We start from the raw sequence: 14,526 nt of genomic DNA, 5'->3' as shown, positions 1-14,526 counted from the left end.
CTAGGGGAGCTCTTTTAATATCTGGTCAAGCATGGCCATACGAATGTATAGCCCATTACCGGCTTGCCGGAAGTATTGCGCGCGTGGATCATTATTAACGTCTGTCGTAATTTCGTGTACCCGAGGTAGGGGATGCATAATGATCGATTCTTTAGGGAGGTAGTTGAGCGTTGTTTTATTAATAACGAACTTACCTTGACCAAGATCTAACTTGTCGTTGCCATGTCGTTCTAACTGAATACGAGTCCAATAAACAACATCCGTACCTGAAAAGGCTTTTTGTATATCATCCGTTTCTTCAAATGTTGTATCGTTCTTTGTAAGTCGCTCTTTAATATCCTGGCCTATTTGTAAGTCTGGCGTTGAGACAAACACAATATGATTGTTTGGGTAGGTTGAAAGCAGCTGAGCGAGTGAGCGGACTGTTCGACCGTGTGCTAGGTCACCACCCATGACAACGCGCAAGTTATCCAGCCGCCCAAAATGCTCATAGATCGTATACATATCAAGAACGGCCTGTGTAGGGTGTTCGGCTTTGCCGTCCCCGCCATTTATAATGGCAACTTTGCTGACGTTAGCAGCTCTGGCGGCGTGACCATCTTCTTTAGTGCGCATACAAATTGCATCCACACCGTATTCGTTTAAGACCTGCACAGTGTCTTCAATCGTCTCACCCTTAGCGGCAGAGGAGAACTCGGCTGCGTTTTCAGTACCAACGACCGTCATGCCTAGTTTTGCTGCGGCGATTTCAAAGCTAAACCTTGTTCGGGTTGAAGGCTCGTAAAACATTGAAACCATAATACGCCCATGGTGTAGTTTCATGATTGCTTGTCGTGTAGCGATCTTACTATCTTGTTCTCTAAAAAAAACAGCGCGGCCAAATAGCTGCGCTAACTCTTCGTGATTAAATTGATCCGCCGTGAGAATATGTTGCATGGTCCCTCCTCGTTATACTTCTCCTAGCATAACCATTTAAAAAAGGATTGCAAATGTTCTATGCCACATAAACAAAAACTTCCCTCGTGAGAGAGAGAAGTTTTTATAATTTCAACTTGGCGGGCTCGACCGGATTTGAACCGGCGATCTCCTCCGTGACAGGGAGGCGTGATAACCCCTTCACTACGAGCCCGTATCTTTTAGTCCTCAATATGATATCAGTTTTTATCTCTGGTGGCAACTGTTTTATTTTACTGTTTGCAGGTGATATAATAACAGGGATCCACTTATGCCGCTGTAGCTCAGCTGGTAGAGCGGCGCTTTCGTAAAGCGTAGGTCTCCGGTTCAAATCCGGACAGCGGCTCCATACGAGACTATGCGGGTATCGTATAGTGGTTAATATGCAACCTTCCCAAGGTTGAGCGCAGAGTTCGATTCTCTGTACCCGCACCAAGACATCATGAAAAATATTATTACAACAACAGTAAAATCAATCTTGGCAGATCGCCTGTTGACCACTATGGTTGTGGTGTTGTTACTGCTGTGTGTCTCGTACTGTATCTACGTGGGCGCGTCTTTGCGTCCGAGCGATCTCCAGGTCGCTGTACACTACACCGCTTTTGGCGGTACGAACTTCTACCGTGAAAAATGGTATTACCTCATCACATTTATTGTTTTTGGCGCGCTGATTGGTGTTATGCACACAGCACTTATCATAAAACTTCATATGCAAGGTCGCCGTCAAATGGCATTTATGTTTGGCTGGTTGAGTCTTCTACTCGTTGTTATTGCTTTCTTTATTACGCACGCTGTCCTAAAGGTCGCTTTCTTATAATCTATGATTGATCTTGAGTTACCTCTAAAAAAACGAACGAGGCAGTATCGTTTCTTTGAAATGCTGCCAGCTATTCTAAGCTATGGCATGTTGATCATGTTGGTTGTTCTGTCGCTGTTAAGTCCACTAGCCGCTGCTATTTATCTACTCCTTCTTATCATTACAGTGCTTGTAAAGGCCTTTGGCATTGCTGCTCATACCATTACGGGTCGTCAACGTCTTGATAGAGCGCAGAAGGTGGATTGGCATGCTCGTCTTAAACAATTAGAAGAACCTGTTGAAAGTTACGAAAAAGAAAAGATTGAGCATTCGTCTGGCTTTGGGTTTGAGGCCCATAAAGAGAACCTACGACTCATGGCGGCTGACTCGGCTGCCTTTCCTAAGCCGTCTCAGATGTACAACGCGGTGATTGTAGCGGCATATAATGAGGACTATGAAGTTATTGAGCCAACCATGCAAACATTGGCGGATACTCACTACGATAGCGATCGTATGATCGTTATCTTTACGTATGAAGAGCGGGGTGGCGAGGGGATTGAAAAAACCGCAAAACGCCTCGAAAAGCGATTTAAAAACACCTTTAAGACCTTTGAGATTATTAAACACCCCGATGGGCTCCCTAATGAAGTGAGAGGCAAGGGCGGTAACATTACGTTTGCAGGCGAATACCTGAAAGGTCTGTTGAATGAGCAGAAAATTGCCTATAAAGACGTTATCGTAACGACGCTCGACTGCGACAACCGTCCGCATGCTACATATTTCGATTACGTTACGTATGAATATATCGTACATGAAGACCGTAAACACCTTTCATACCAACCGATCGCACTCTTTTTGAATAATATTTGGGATGCACCGGCACCTATGCGTGTACTTGCCACTGGTAACTCGTTTTGGAATATCATTAGCTCTATGCGACCTCATACGCTTCGAAACTTTGCTTCACACTCACAGCCTATGGACGCGCTTGTGGAGATGAAATTCTGGAGTAAACGCTCTATCGTTGAAGACGGCCATCAGTATTGGCGCAGTTATTTTTACTTTAACGGTAACTATGCCGTTACGCCGATCTATGTTCCTATCTATCAAGACGCCGTTCTTTCTACAACCTACGGCCGTACCCTTAAGGCACAGTTTATGCAACTTCGCCGTTGGGCTTATGGCGCATCAGATATTCCATATGTGGCAACGCGTATTTTTACGAAAGACCGCAATGTGCCGCTTTTACCTGGGCTCGCACGACTTCTTCGTCTCATAGATGGCCATGTTACATTAGCAAGCATTTCCATACTTGTTGCTGTAGGCGGGTGGGTGCCGCTACTTATTAATAGTCAAGCAGCCCGCGATATTGCTGCTCACCAACTGCCTGAGGTGATTAGCGGTATTCAGCAAGTCGCAATGGTAGGACTGCTCATTACTGTTTTCTTAGGCTTCAAGATGTTACCGCCGCGTCCAGCTCGGTATAAGCGCCACCGTACCCTTTGGATGGTGCTACAGTGGGGTCTTATGCCCGTAACGGCTATCGTCTATAGTGCAGCTTCGGCGTTTAACGCCCAGACCCATCTTTTCTTAGGTAAGTATCTTGATAATTTCGATGTTACTGAGAAGGCGACCCACGCTTCGGTTGCCCGTGCTCGCGCCAAGAAGGCCGACCACGTTTCTTAGTCGTTTCGATCATTTGATGCTGCGCTGCGTATTGGACTGCGGCCAGTTCGTCAAAACGTTTTAGCGTTGTATGCGTTACTGCCTCAACATCTTCTGGTGTTATTGTCTCGTGTTGGGATGAGAGTGTGTCTTCCACTGTTTGAGCGAGCCATAGTGCGTTATATTCGCCATCTCTTGGCGAGTGAGTAAAGGCTTTAGAGATACTGAGTATAAGTTTACCCAGATTAAAGGTATCTGTTCCGCCCGAAAGAAGATCGATAGACTTATTGTCTGCTAGAGAAGGTCGTTCATAGGTGGTGAATGTAGTGCCGCACTGAGGGCATTTACGTCTCCGCCACACAGACGGCTGTTTTTTATTTGGTCGTGAGTTGGCCACTTGAGTGTTTGGATTAAAACAATTTACGCAAAACATGTCTATATATTGACATATAGCTATTAAAAAAGATAGTGGAAAACATAAGGATTATGGGGATAAAAAACTACCTCCTGTAGTAGGAGGTAGTAGCGATACTGCGTGTTACAGCCAAACTACGATTTATGAGTTCGTACGCGAATGGCTTTTTTAGCATCTTTCCAGGACATGTCGTACTCGAAAGAAAGATGAACTTGTTCTAGTGCTGATGGTGATGATATATTCTTATCTTTACCCATGTGGACATATTAGCATAAGTGTCTTAAATTGTCAACTACGCTCATGTTTCAGTCTATGTCATATATGGTATATGAACCTATAAAACAACGCGGAATCACACGTGGAAAACTTCTACAAATAGTGGACATATAGAACAGGGGCTCCGTCGACGCAAGATCGACGGAGCCCAGCCCTCGCTGTTAGGCGAAGGTGTTCCGGAGTGTGCGCGCATTGCTCGGGTCGTTGTAGACCACGAAGGTGATCTGGCGAACACTTCGTGGCCCTCCGGCGACGAAGTTGCGAACGCCGATCCCGATCTGAGCGACGGCTTCCTGGGTGGTGCGCTCGTATGCGCCGGCCATGACACCTGTGCGCATTGCAGGCAGGGTGACGCTGGTGACGCCAGCGCTGTCGGCGGCCTTCAGCGCGATCTCCACGATCTGGCTGAGTGGCTGTCGCAGATCGTCCACGACGAACAGGACGTTGCGGAATGCACCACTGTGCTGTTGGGTCGCTTGGGCGAACACGGTGACGCCATCGCTCAGGTTGGCAGTTGCCGCCTGGTTGTGGAACATCGGGCCCGCACAGCGCTGAATCGCGCCGTCGATACCACTGAACCACATACCGCCAGAGTTGATGGCGGTGATGAGTGCGTCGGCGCTCACCTTGGTGATGTCGCCTTCCTGTACCGTGACCTCGGTCATGACATCCTCGCTTCTCGATCGTTGAGGGAAAAATACCCCCAGGCCTCACTTCGGAAACGCTTTTGAATGTAATATAAAAAAGAAACCTCGTCAAGGAGGTTTCTTTTGATTTGATAGCAATATGGTGGGCGATAGAGGATTCGAACCTCTGACCTCCACAACGTCAATGTGGCGCTCTAGCCAACTGAGCTAATCGCCCTCAGTTGCTGACTTATGATACCAAATAGGGGTGGGGATTGCAATATTGGTATAGTTTATATATGATAATAGCGAACATAGACGCGGTCTAACCATCCGCCGAGTTCCGTGGGAGTAACACGTACGTAACGTGTTTCATGAGCGCCTGCCAAGCAGGAAGTCCGGTGGAACCGCCCATAAAGGGTCCGAGACATGCGATATATGGATTTAATATTATTAAAACCAGTCATCGCATGTTTTTTAATTATCAAAAAGGAGTCACGTATGAACGATGAACAACTGCATGCAATGAGACACAGTCTTGCGCACATCACCGCTGCCGCGGTAAAACGTCTTTGGCCAGAGGCTAAATTTGGCGTTGGTCCGGTGGTAGAAAACGGTTTTTACTACGATATTGACCTAGGGGATCAAAAAATTTCCGAGGCTAACTTTGGTAAGATCGAAAAAACTATGCGTCGCATTATTACTGAAGCACAGGAATTTGAGCGCTCAACTATGCCAGTCGACGCCGCGATTGCTTGGGCGAAAGAGAGTAGGCAACCTTATAAAGAGGAGCTATTAAACGACCTCAAACGCTCCGGCACTACCGTAGCCAAAGACCTTGATGCGGACGAACTTGGTACAATTGCCGAAGGTGAGTCCGCTGTTGATGAAGTGTCGTTTTATAAAAATGGCGACTTTACCGATCTTTGTCGTGGTCCGCATGTGGCTAACACTAAGGATGTTGGTGCATTCAAGCTGATGCGCGTGGCTGGTGCTTATTGGCGTGGTAACGAGAAGAATGCGCAGATGCAAAGATTATACGGCGTTGCCTTTGCGACCCAAGAAGAACTTGATGAATATCTCGAGCTAATGGAGCAGGCGAAGCTTCGTGACCATCGTAAGCTTGGCAAGGAGCTAGACCTATATACTATATCGAACCTAGTTGGCGTTGGTCTACCCATGTTTACGCCACGTGGAACGGTACTTCGTGACATTGTTGCGCAATATTCAAATCAGCTTCGTCAGGCTCGCGGTTTTACGAAGGTGTGGACTCCACATATTACTAAGAAAGAACTGTACGAGGCTTCGGGCCACTGGGCGAAGTTTGGAGATGAGCTTTTCTTAGTAGAGAGTCAAGAAACAAGTGACGAAATGGTGTTGAAGCCGATGAACTGTCCGCATCATACGCAAATTTTTGCATCACGTCCGAGGAGCTATCGCGATATGCCGGTCCGCTTTCTTGAGACAACCACAGATTATCGAGATGAGAAAACAGGTGAACTTGGTGGATTGAACCGCGTGCGTTCGCTAACGCAGGATGACAGTCACGTCTTTTGTCGTCACGATCAGATTGAGGATGAGATTGACGGCCTACTTGCTAGCGCGAATGAATTGTATACTACACTTGGAATGAAACTGCGAGTTCGTCTAAGCTACCGTGATGAAAGCGATTCATACCTCGGTGCTCCGGAACTTTGGGAGTCTGCACAGGCACAGCTCAAGGCCGCTGTTATTGCGAATAATCTCGAATATTTTGAGCAGAATGGAGAGGCGGCATTTTACGGTCCAAAGATCGATTTTATGGCGACAGACGCTCTTGGCCGTGAGCATCAGCTTGCAACTGTGCAACTCGACTTCGTACAGCCAGAACGGTTTGGCCTTGTATATACTGATACTGATAGCCAGGCTCAATGCCCGGTTATGATCCACAGTGCGCTACTTGGTTCTATCGAACGGTTTCTAAGCGTTTTTATCGAACATACAGCAGGTTGGTTCCCTTTATGGGCAGCGCCAGAGCAGGTACGGGTATTGACGATTAACGATACCGTACTTGATTACGTGGCAGAAGTCGAAGTAATTTTGCGTGACATGGTTCTTATGAAACCTGTTAAGTATAATGAGATGCGCTACACAGTGGATGATCGCAACGAGAGCTTGGGTAAAAAGATTCGCGAAGCAACTAGCTGGAAGATTCCTGTCCAACTGATTGTGGGTCCGAAGGATAAAGAAACTCGGGAAGTAAGTATCCGCACTCAGGCTGGCGAAGAAAAAGTGAAGCTGACGGATCTCGCGGAGCATCTAAGGGGTTTGTAATGCGAGGTAGGCGTCTGGTAATTGCGATTGACTGTGATGATGTCTTAATGCCAACCTCGCAGAACATCATTGACGATTATAACGAGCGGTTTGGAACCAAGTTGACATTGCGTGATATGTATCAGCCAGCACGATTGGAGACGTGGGGAACTAGTAGTGATGATCAGGCGATCGAACGAGTTAATGAATTCTTGCGTTCGGACAAGCACGCAGCTATTGCGCCAAGTGAACAGTCAGTCCGTGCAGTACACCAGCTGGCAGATATTCATGAGCTTCACCTGGTTACGGGGCGGGCTGATTTTCTTCAGGACGTCACAAAGCGCATGCTTGAGCGCTATTTTAAAGACTGTTTTGTAAGTGTCGAACACACTAATTTCATCGTGTCCTCAACAAGTACCGTCACTCGTCGCTCAAAAGGAGACGTTTGTAACTCCATTGGTGCGCAGGTATTAATAGATGATCATATGGGGCATGGCGAAGAGGCGCTACGTGCCGCCGGTGTGGAGCGCGTCGTGCTTTTTGGCGAATACCCGTGGAGCAGTGATCGCACGTTGTTGCCAGACATGGTGCGCTGTCTAGATTGGAGTGCCGTCATTTCAGAGATAGAGTCGTATGCCAACAGATAGTCAGTTTCGTCAGGATGTATACAAGACCATGGCTCAAGTACCAGAGGGTCGAGTGATTACCTACGGAGATATCGCTGGACTTGCGGGTCACGCAAATGCGGCCCGAATTGTGGGTGGTATGGCACATTATGGTCCCTCCGAGTTGCCATGGCACAGGTTGGTTAACCGCTTTGGCGGTCTTGCGTCGGGGTTTCACGGCGGCAGGGAGGTGCAGCGGCAATTACTGGAGGCCGAAGGTGTTACATGTACAGATTTTATTGTTGATAATTTTAAGGAACGTCGATGGCAGCCAGATCTCTAGAGCCGCCTCTTGTTGTAATTGTTGGTCCAACTGCGAGCGGTAAGACCTCGCTCGCTATTGAAGTGGCCGAGCATTTTGGTGGTGAGATTATATGTGCCGATTCTCGTACTATCTATAAAGGAATGAATATCGGGACGGCCAAGCCTACGCATGAAGAGCGCACACGCGTTCCACATTATGGCCTGGATCTCATTGAGCCAGGCGAGCGATTTAGCGCAGCCGACTTTAAGCGATATGCAAATAAAAAGATTGCTGAGATTCGTGAACGTGGACGCGTACCACTCCTTGTGGGAGGCACAGGACTTTATATAGACGCTGTACTTTTCGATTATCAGTTTGGAGTAGAGGCCGACTCTAAGCAACGTGCTGAATTTGAGGCCATGACTCTAGAAGAGTTGCATGATTATTGCATTGAAAACAACGTGTCTCTACCAGAAAATTCGCTCAACAAGCGCTATGTTATTCGTGCAATCGAACAAAAAGGCGTAAGCGTAAAGAGAAGTGCTAAGCCTATAGACAATAGCTTTATTGTAGGAATAACTACAGATCGCGAAGTATTACGCAACCGTATCTCAAAGCGTATTGAACAATTATTTGACGATGGTGTTGTAGATGAAGCTACTATGTTGAGCAAAAAATATGGTTGGAATAACGAGGCTATGACAGGAAATATCTATCGCCTCATACGATCTTATCTGGAGGGCGAACAGACGCTCGAAGAAATAAAGGTAAAAGCCACAACAGCAGATTGGCGACTCGCAAAGCGGCAGATAACGTGGCTAAAACGAAACCACGCAATTCACTGGCTCGATCCGATAGAGGCGCGCAACTATTTATTTCGCCTACTCGCAAAGCAATAAAAAACATGGTATCATAGAACACGAAAGTTATTCTAGGTAGAGAGATGATCGACGCATTATTTGGCTCAAAAACACGGGTAAAACTTCTCCATTTGTTCTTGAACAATCCGGGGAAGGCATTTTATGTGCGCGAAATAACGCGGTTGATTGATGAACAAATCAACTCTGTTCGACGCGAACTCTCAAACATGCTTGAAGTTGGGATTATTACCAGTGACAGTGCTGACAATAAACTCTATTACGAAATTAACCAACGTTATGAATTTTACGTACCATTTCGTGCTATCTTTGCAGATGAGCGCATGGAAGAGGCGACCGAGATAAACCAAGAAGGCCATTGGCAAGAGATCATCAAAGAACTTGCCGGTGTGCGGATTGCTATCATGGCTGGTGTGTTGGTGAAAGGCTCAAGCAGTAGTGTTGACCTGTTGTTGGTTGGCGAAGTGTCAGGGACCAAGCTTAAGAATGCAATCAAACAGATTGAAAAGGGCGAAGGTAGGGAGCTGAACTATAGCGTGCTTAGCTACGATGAGTTCTACTATCGCTTAAGCGTGCGTGACAAATTCATCACTGAGATTCTGAACGGTAAGCACGCTATTCTGTTAGATACTGATAATGTCCTAAAAGGCTAGAAAGAGGAGAGAATATGTTTGAAATTGAATATAAAGGTGGCAACGGCATTGTTATTGCAACAAAAAAGACAACAGTCGTCATTGACCCTAAGTTATCAGAGGTAGGCCTAAAAAATCTAGTTGTGAAGGATGCTGTGGAAATTGCAACTGAACCCCGGTTTGCTTTAAGCAGTGACTCGTCGCAACTTGCGATTGACGGACCTGGTGATTACGAGATAGGTGACTTTGCGATTCACGGTGTGAGCGCTATTCGTCATATCGATACCGAAAAGGACGAAAAGGTGGCAACAATTTATCGCCTCGAAAGTGGTGATGTGCGCATTGCACTTCTTGGTAATATCGCACCATCGTTAACAGATGAGCAACTGGAGGAGATCGGTGTTGTCGACATACTTATTATTCCAGTTGGTGGTAGCGGCCTAACGCTCGATGCGACCAGCGCTACGAGCCTTGTTCACAAGATAGATCCTAAGATCGTTATTCCAACTCACTATGCCGATCCTGCGGTGACATATGAAATGCCACAGGAACCTCTTGAAACGTTTGTTAAGGAACTCGGTGCTCCCGTTGAGACGGTTGGTAAGTATAAGGTAAAAGGAGCTGGCTCGCTTCCACCTGTACTCACTACTATCGAAATTACCCGTAGCTAAACGGCGGGTAACGGTATGAAAATAACACCTGGTAGGCCAGGTGTTATTTTCATAATAAAGACGTATCAAATGCCTAAGCGGCGAGTGCTAGGTCTTTTTTCTTGCCAGCAGTTGCTAGAATGCCTTTTTTCTTAAGCGTACGGATAGCCTGTGTTGAGAGGATCATCGTTACTTTTTGGCCGTCGACTACAAAAGTTTTCTTTTGTAGGTTTGGCTTGAAGACGCGGTTAGTGCGACGCAAAGAGAAGCTGACATTGTGGCCAAACTGCTTGCCTTTTCCGGTGAGTTCACATCGTGCTGCCATAATTTATTACTTCCACTTACTTTTTACAATCTGTACCAGTTTACCTCTTTTACCTTTTTTCGTCAAGGTGAAGTCTACTTTACTAGTTAAGGTCGTACGGTTTGGTTATGCTTGGGATGAAAAACCAAATAGGAGATACTAGGGATATGAGTTACGAACCCAACACGCATGAGGCACAGGTTGCAATACTGCGACACTTGTTGTTCAGGCCGCAGGCTGCCTTTTCGGAATTACAAAAGGCAACTGAACTCACGAGTGATCACTTTAATTTCCATATTAAAAAACTTATTGATGAAGGTTATGTCGAAAAACTCGAAAAGCATTACCGGTTGACTCACAAAGGTAAAGAATACGCCAATCGCATGGATACGGATGAAAATGAGATTGAGAAACAACCAAAAATCTCAGTAGCCATTACTCTGGAGCGTCAGAATGAGCAGGGGGAACGAGAGTTTCTCTTTCAACAGCGCAAAAAGAATCCGTACTTCGATTTTTGGGGCCGTATGGGTGGTAAGGTTCGGTGGGGCGAATCGGTTATAGAGGCTGCTGACCGCGAACTTAAAGAGGAAACGGGTCTTGAGGCTAAGTTTGAGTATAAGTTGCTTTATCACAAGCGAGATTTTAGTAAGACAACGGGAAAGCTGCTTGAAGATAAGATATTTCTCTGTGTATATGCGACGGAGTTTGATGGTGAACTAATAGAAGAGTTTGAGGGCGGAATCAACCGTTGGATGACAGTAGAGGAATTTCATAAAGTACCGAAGCGCTTTACGAGCGTTGATGAGTTTATGGAACTTATGGATAATGGTGAAGCCTTCGCTGAGCGTGAATTTTATTACGACGAAGCTGACTATTAGCTGCGCGAATAGTCCTGTATACTAGAGCGGTGATGGACAGCGCAACAATTACATATGTTTTTGTCGTTATTGGAGTAATATTGATCTCTATGACGCTTCATGAGGCTATGCACGGCTACATGGCATACTTTTTGGGTGATGACACGGCAAAGCTTCAGGGAAGGCTTACACTGAATCCTCTGAAGCATATAGACCCATTTCTTACGCTAATCTTACCAATCCTACTTGCAGTATCTGGGCTCCCTGTGTTTGGTGGTGCTAAACCTGTTCCGTTCAATCCTAACAGGGTCAAATATGACGAATGGGGTGCGGCACTTGTCGCCATTGCTGGTCCGCTAACTAACTTTGTGTTGGCTTTTCTATTCTTTACTCTCCTTGTGGTATTCCATGTGTCGCAAGGTACATTCATCGGACTTGTACTGCAGACAGGGGTTTTAGTAAATCTCGGATTCTTCGTTTTCAATATGATACCGATCCCACCACTCGACGGGTCACGAGTGCTTTATGCGCTTGCGCCCGAATTTGTACGTAGAGGAATGGAATGGATTGAGCAATACGGTATTCTGCTCGTATTCTTCCTTATTCTTTTTACGGGTTCACTTATCGGGAGCTATATGAGCAGCGCAATCTACTTTTTTGTTGGAATATTTAGCCACATCTTCGGCATCTCCTAAGATTTCAAGTGGTATAATAAAAGAGTCCCAGGAAAGCCTACGCACATATGATTTTCCTAATATCATTTGATAGGGAGCTCAATATGGTTTGTTTCCGTGGAAATGGCTGAGAGCACCCACCTTGCAATTACGCGGGGAATATCAAAGTGCCGATGGTAGACCTGGGGCATTTAGATGACGGGGTGTGGCGCAGCCTGGTAGCGCGCACGGCTGGGGGCCGTGAGGTCGCAAGTTCAAGTCTTGTCACCCCGACCAAAATTCTATCGATGGCCTGCAGGGGCTATTTTTATTTATGATAAAATAAAGAAAACGGCCAAAACAGAAAGAATCCAGGACTATGAATCAACGTATCGCTGTTCGTGCTATTATCCATAAAAATGACAAAACGCTCTTATTGCGACGCGCGAATGGGCGCGAGACTATTCTAGAAAAGTATGAATTACCTGGCGGCAGGTTGGAATATGGCGAGCAGCCAGAGGATGCCCTAGGGAGATATCTAAAAACTGAGACCGGCGTCACAATACGTACGGCACAACTGTACGATGTCGTAAGCTACATCGATCATGATGATCGAGACACGCAATACGTGTTCATTCTCTACTTGGTTAGCCTTGAAAGTGATGATGTTAAAATAACATTAAGTTCAAATTACGATCATTACCTCTGGGAAAAGATGTCAAAAATACAGCAAAACGAGTTGACTGAGTCTGCTAAATTATTGTTGGGTATATCACAACAAAGAATTGAAACAGCTAAAAAGTCAGAGCTTATTGGCAGTGATGTGTCAAAAACAACAGACCTTTCACGCGTTATTGTCTATACAGACGGGGGATCGCGAGGTAATCCCGGACCTTCAGCTTCAGGGTTCGTCATTATGGATGAAGCGGAGCAAGTGTTGCACGAGGGTGGAATGTATCTTGGCATTACAACTAATAACGTTGCCGAATATCACGGCGTAAGTTTGGCATTAGAAAAAGCATTGGCAATGGGGGCCCGTACAGTAGACGTTCGAATGGACAGTTTACTGGTGGTTAACCAAATGAACGGTATGTATCAGATTAAAAATCGTGAGCTTTGGCCTATCCACGAGCATATAAAAGAGCTTATGGGGAAATTTGATAAGGTAACTTTCACTCATGTGCGTCGTGAGTTTAACCAGCTGGCAGACGGCATCGTTAATAAGATTCTTAACGTACATGCCCAAAATGAGGTATAATAGCATCAGACAGTTCGTTAGATGATCGCTTAATCACCCTTATAGGTACTTAAGAGGAAAGTCCGGGCAGCATAGGACATGACAGTCGCTAACGGCGACCGGGGGAAACCCTAGGGAAAGTGCCACAGAAACGAAACCGCCTCAGGGCAACCTGAGGTAAGGGTGAAAGGAGTGGGGTAAGAGCCCACAGCAACGTACGGTGACGTACGGAGGAGGTAAACCCTGTCAGCTGCAAGGAGATCTACATTAAAGGACGGTCCGTCCGTAGGTCGATACCCGCTCGATCTAGTGGGCAACCACTAGACTAGATAGATGATCATCCACGACAGAACCCGGCTTACCGACGGGCTGTCAACCAAAAATACCGCCTTAGAGCGGTATTTTTGGTGTAAGGAGTTAAGAAAGACTACGCTTTAGCGCTCTTTACGATTTCAGCAAAAGCCTTTGGTTCGCTAACAGCAAGCTCTGCAAGAACTTTGCGGTCAAGCTCTATATTTGCAGCCTTAAGGCCGGCAATAAGCTTGCCATAAGTTGTGCCTTGTTCGCGTGCCGCCGCGTTGATACGCGTGATCCAGAGACCACGGAAATCACGCTTGCGGTTTCGACGGTCGCGGTAAGCGTACTGAAGCGCACGGATAACGGCTTGCTTAGCAAGACGGTATGAACGTGTGCGGTTGTGCTGCATGCCTTTGGCTGCAGCTAAGATCTTCTTGTGTTTCGCACGTGCGGTAACACCTCGTTTTACTCGCATTTGATTATACTCCTAGTGCTCGTTTAACATTTTTTGCCATTGCACCTGTAACGGTGGCAGTGGTGCCAATCGCGCGCTTGCGGCTCTTGCTCTTCTTTGCCAAGAAGTGAGCGCCAAATGCACGACGACGGGTCAGTTTGCCGGTACTGGTAAGCTTGATACGCTTTGCAGTACCCTTGTGGGTCTTGATCTTTGGCATTATTTACTCCTTACTACTATGCTCAGATTGCGACCAGCCATCTGAGGCTTTTGCTCGAGAATTGCATCATCTTCGAGAAGCGCTACAATCTTATCAATCATTTCGTATCCGATTTCTTTGTGGGCCATCTCGCGACCCCTGTAGAAAATCTGAATTCGCACTTTGTGTCCAGCGGCCAAAAAGCCACGGATCTTTCGAAGCTTGATATCCAAGTCTCCAGATCCAATCTTTAGGCCAAACCGCATTTGCTTTAGCTCGCTTTGTTTGCTGCTCTTGCGGTTTTTCTGCAGCTCCTTCATCTTCTGGTATTGGTATTTACCCCAGTCGATGATTTTTGCAACAGGTGGATTGGCGTTTGGTGAGATTTCAACCAGATCAACTCCTGCTTCTTCGGCGAGTCTCAGTGCTTCG

The 14,526-nt window shown here is 46.4% G+C and carries 19 protein-coding genes, 5 tRNA genes and 1 other RNA gene; 15 read left to right on the top strand and 10 right to left on the bottom strand.

What is annotated here, in order from left to right; genetic code table 11:
* A complete protein-coding gene (pyrB, locus tag VLG36_06225; GenBank protein ID HSW78360.1) occupies positions 1 to 936 on the bottom strand; it encodes an aspartate carbamoyltransferase in 936 nt (311 codons plus the stop codon).
* Positions 937 to 1,053: 117 nt separating this feature from the next.
* A tRNA-Asp gene (locus tag VLG36_06220) sits at positions 1,054 to 1,129 on the bottom strand.
* 98 nt (positions 1,130 to 1,227) lie between these two features.
* On the opposite strand from VLG36_06220, the gene VLG36_06215 reads away from it, so the two are divergent.
* From VLG36_06215 to VLG36_06200, 4 genes are all read left to right on the top strand, one after another.
* A tRNA-Thr gene (locus VLG36_06215) sits at positions 1,228 to 1,303 on the top strand.
* An 11-nt stretch (positions 1,304 to 1,314) separates the two neighbouring features.
* Positions 1,315 to 1,389: transfer RNA gene (locus tag VLG36_06210), tRNA-Gly, on the top strand.
* A 7-nt stretch (positions 1,390 to 1,396) separates the two neighbouring features.
* Positions 1,397 to 1,771 (top strand): hypothetical protein, encoded by a 375-nt coding sequence (locus tag VLG36_06205; GenBank protein ID HSW78359.1) that lies wholly within the window; start codon positions 1,397 to 1,399, stop codon positions 1,769 to 1,771.
* Positions 1,772 to 1,774: 3 nt separating this feature from the next.
* On the top strand, positions 1,775 to 3,436 hold the full coding sequence (locus VLG36_06200; protein ID HSW78358.1) for a glycosyltransferase family 2 protein: 1,662 nt from the start codon (positions 1,775 to 1,777) through the stop codon (positions 3,434 to 3,436).
* Here VLG36_06200 and VLG36_06195 read toward each other — a convergent pair.
* The 4 genes from VLG36_06195 to VLG36_06180 all read right to left on the bottom strand — a co-directional run bounded on the left by VLG36_06195 (position 3,369) and on the right by VLG36_06180 (position 4,970).
* On the bottom strand, positions 3,369 to 3,812 hold the full coding sequence (locus VLG36_06195; GenBank protein HSW78357.1) for a hypothetical protein: 444 nt from the start codon (positions 3,810 to 3,812) through the stop codon (positions 3,369 to 3,371). The two genes, VLG36_06200 and VLG36_06195, sit on opposite strands and share 68 nt — an antisense overlap.
* Positions 3,813 to 3,964: 152 nt before the next feature.
* Complete coding sequence (locus VLG36_06190) at positions 3,965 to 4,087, bottom strand: hypothetical protein (protein HSW78356.1); 123 nt, start codon at positions 4,085 to 4,087, stop codon at positions 3,965 to 3,967.
* A 180-nt stretch (positions 4,088 to 4,267) separates the two neighbouring features.
* Positions 4,268 to 4,771: a macro domain-containing protein gene (locus tag VLG36_06185; protein HSW78355.1), complete on the bottom strand. Its 504-nt coding sequence runs from the start codon at positions 4,769 to 4,771 to the stop codon at positions 4,268 to 4,270.
* A gap of 122 nt (positions 4,772 to 4,893) precedes the next feature.
* A tRNA-Val gene (locus VLG36_06180) sits at positions 4,894 to 4,970 on the bottom strand.
* A gap of 263 nt (positions 4,971 to 5,233) precedes the next feature.
* Between VLG36_06180 and thrS the strand changes: the two genes are divergently transcribed.
* Genes thrS through VLG36_06150 form a run of 6 tightly spaced genes read left to right on the top strand, consistent with a single transcriptional unit; the run spans position 5,234 to position 10,114 of the window.
* On the top strand, positions 5,234 to 7,045 hold the full coding sequence (gene thrS, locus VLG36_06175) for a threonine--tRNA ligase (protein HSW78354.1): 1,812 nt from the start codon (positions 5,234 to 5,236) through the stop codon (positions 7,043 to 7,045).
* The gene (locus VLG36_06170) at positions 7,045 to 7,671 is read left to right on the top strand and encodes a hypothetical protein (protein ID HSW78353.1); all 627 of its coding nucleotides are present in this window, start codon (positions 7,045 to 7,047) and stop codon (positions 7,669 to 7,671) included. The genes thrS and VLG36_06170 overlap by 1 nt, the downstream gene beginning before the upstream one ends.
* Positions 7,658 to 7,972 (top strand): methylated-DNA--[protein]-cysteine S-methyltransferase, encoded by a 315-nt coding sequence (locus VLG36_06165; GenBank protein ID HSW78352.1) that lies wholly within the window; start codon positions 7,658 to 7,660, stop codon positions 7,970 to 7,972. Before VLG36_06170 ends, VLG36_06165 begins: the two co-directional genes overlap by 14 nt.
* Positions 7,954 to 8,832 carry a tRNA (adenosine(37)-N6)-dimethylallyltransferase MiaA gene (locus VLG36_06160; protein ID HSW78351.1) on the top strand — a complete coding sequence of 293 codons (879 nt, stop codon included), beginning with the start codon at positions 7,954 to 7,956 and terminating at the stop codon, positions 8,830 to 8,832. The genes VLG36_06165 and VLG36_06160 overlap by 19 nt, the downstream gene beginning before the upstream one ends.
* A gap of 44 nt (positions 8,833 to 8,876) precedes the next feature.
* Positions 8,877 to 9,464: a hypothetical protein gene (locus VLG36_06155; GenBank protein ID HSW78350.1), complete on the top strand. Its 588-nt coding sequence runs from the start codon at positions 8,877 to 8,879 to the stop codon at positions 9,462 to 9,464.
* 14 nt (positions 9,465 to 9,478) lie between these two features.
* Entirely contained in the window at positions 9,479 to 10,114 is a 636-nt protein-coding gene (locus tag VLG36_06150) for an MBL fold metallo-hydrolase (GenBank protein HSW78349.1), read from the top strand.
* A gap of 73 nt (positions 10,115 to 10,187) precedes the next feature.
* Here the strand turns inward: VLG36_06150 and rpmB are convergent, their stop codons facing one another.
* Complete coding sequence (gene rpmB / locus VLG36_06145; protein HSW78348.1) at positions 10,188 to 10,418, bottom strand: 50S ribosomal protein L28; 231 nt, start codon at positions 10,416 to 10,418, stop codon at positions 10,188 to 10,190.
* Between the two features lie 146 nt (positions 10,419 to 10,564).
* Here rpmB and VLG36_06140 point away from each other — a divergent pair, with 146 nt between their 5' ends.
* The 5 genes from VLG36_06140 (at position 10,565) to rnpB (ending at position 13,521) form a co-directional block, all read left to right on the top strand.
* The gene (locus tag VLG36_06140; GenBank protein HSW78347.1) at positions 10,565 to 11,275 is read left to right on the top strand and encodes an NUDIX domain-containing protein; all 711 of its coding nucleotides are present in this window, start codon (positions 10,565 to 10,567) and stop codon (positions 11,273 to 11,275) included.
* Positions 11,276 to 11,307: 32 nt separating this feature from the next.
* Entirely contained in the window at positions 11,308 to 11,949 is a 642-nt protein-coding gene (locus VLG36_06135) for a site-2 protease family protein (protein ID HSW78346.1), read from the top strand.
* 178 nt (positions 11,950 to 12,127) lie between these two features.
* Positions 12,128 to 12,204: transfer RNA gene (locus VLG36_06130), tRNA-Pro, on the top strand.
* A gap of 82 nt (positions 12,205 to 12,286) precedes the next feature.
* On the top strand, positions 12,287 to 13,165 hold the full coding sequence (locus VLG36_06125) for a reverse transcriptase-like protein (GenBank protein ID HSW78345.1): 879 nt from the start codon (positions 12,287 to 12,289) through the stop codon (positions 13,163 to 13,165).
* A gap of 9 nt (positions 13,166 to 13,174) precedes the next feature.
* Positions 13,175 to 13,521, top strand: an RNA gene (gene rnpB / locus VLG36_06120) — RNase P RNA component class A.
* A 50-nt stretch (positions 13,522 to 13,571) separates the two neighbouring features.
* Here the strand turns inward: rnpB and rplT are convergent.
* The 3 genes from rplT to infC all read right to left on the bottom strand — a co-directional run.
* On the bottom strand, positions 13,572 to 13,916 hold the full coding sequence (rplT, locus tag VLG36_06115) for a 50S ribosomal protein L20 (protein HSW78344.1): 345 nt from the start codon (positions 13,914 to 13,916) through the stop codon (positions 13,572 to 13,574).
* Positions 13,917 to 13,920: 4 nt separating this feature from the next.
* Positions 13,921 to 14,115 (bottom strand): 50S ribosomal protein L35, encoded by a 195-nt coding sequence (gene rpmI / locus VLG36_06110; GenBank protein HSW78343.1) that lies wholly within the window; start codon positions 14,113 to 14,115, stop codon positions 13,921 to 13,923.
* Positions 14,115 to 14,526, bottom strand: a 412-nt coding sequence (infC, locus tag VLG36_06105) for a translation initiation factor IF-3 (protein ID HSW78342.1), incomplete at its 5' end; no start/stop codon positions are given. The genes infC and rpmI, both read right to left, overlap by 1 nt.

The sequence above is a fragment of the Candidatus Chromulinivoraceae bacterium genome, from assembly GCA_035478595.1.
Classification (GTDB): domain Bacteria; phylum Patescibacteriota; class Saccharimonadia; order Saccharimonadales; family Saccharimonadaceae; genus CAMLKC01.
Note: the sequence above shows the minus strand (reverse complement) of the source record. Positions and strands in the feature narration are given on the sequence as shown.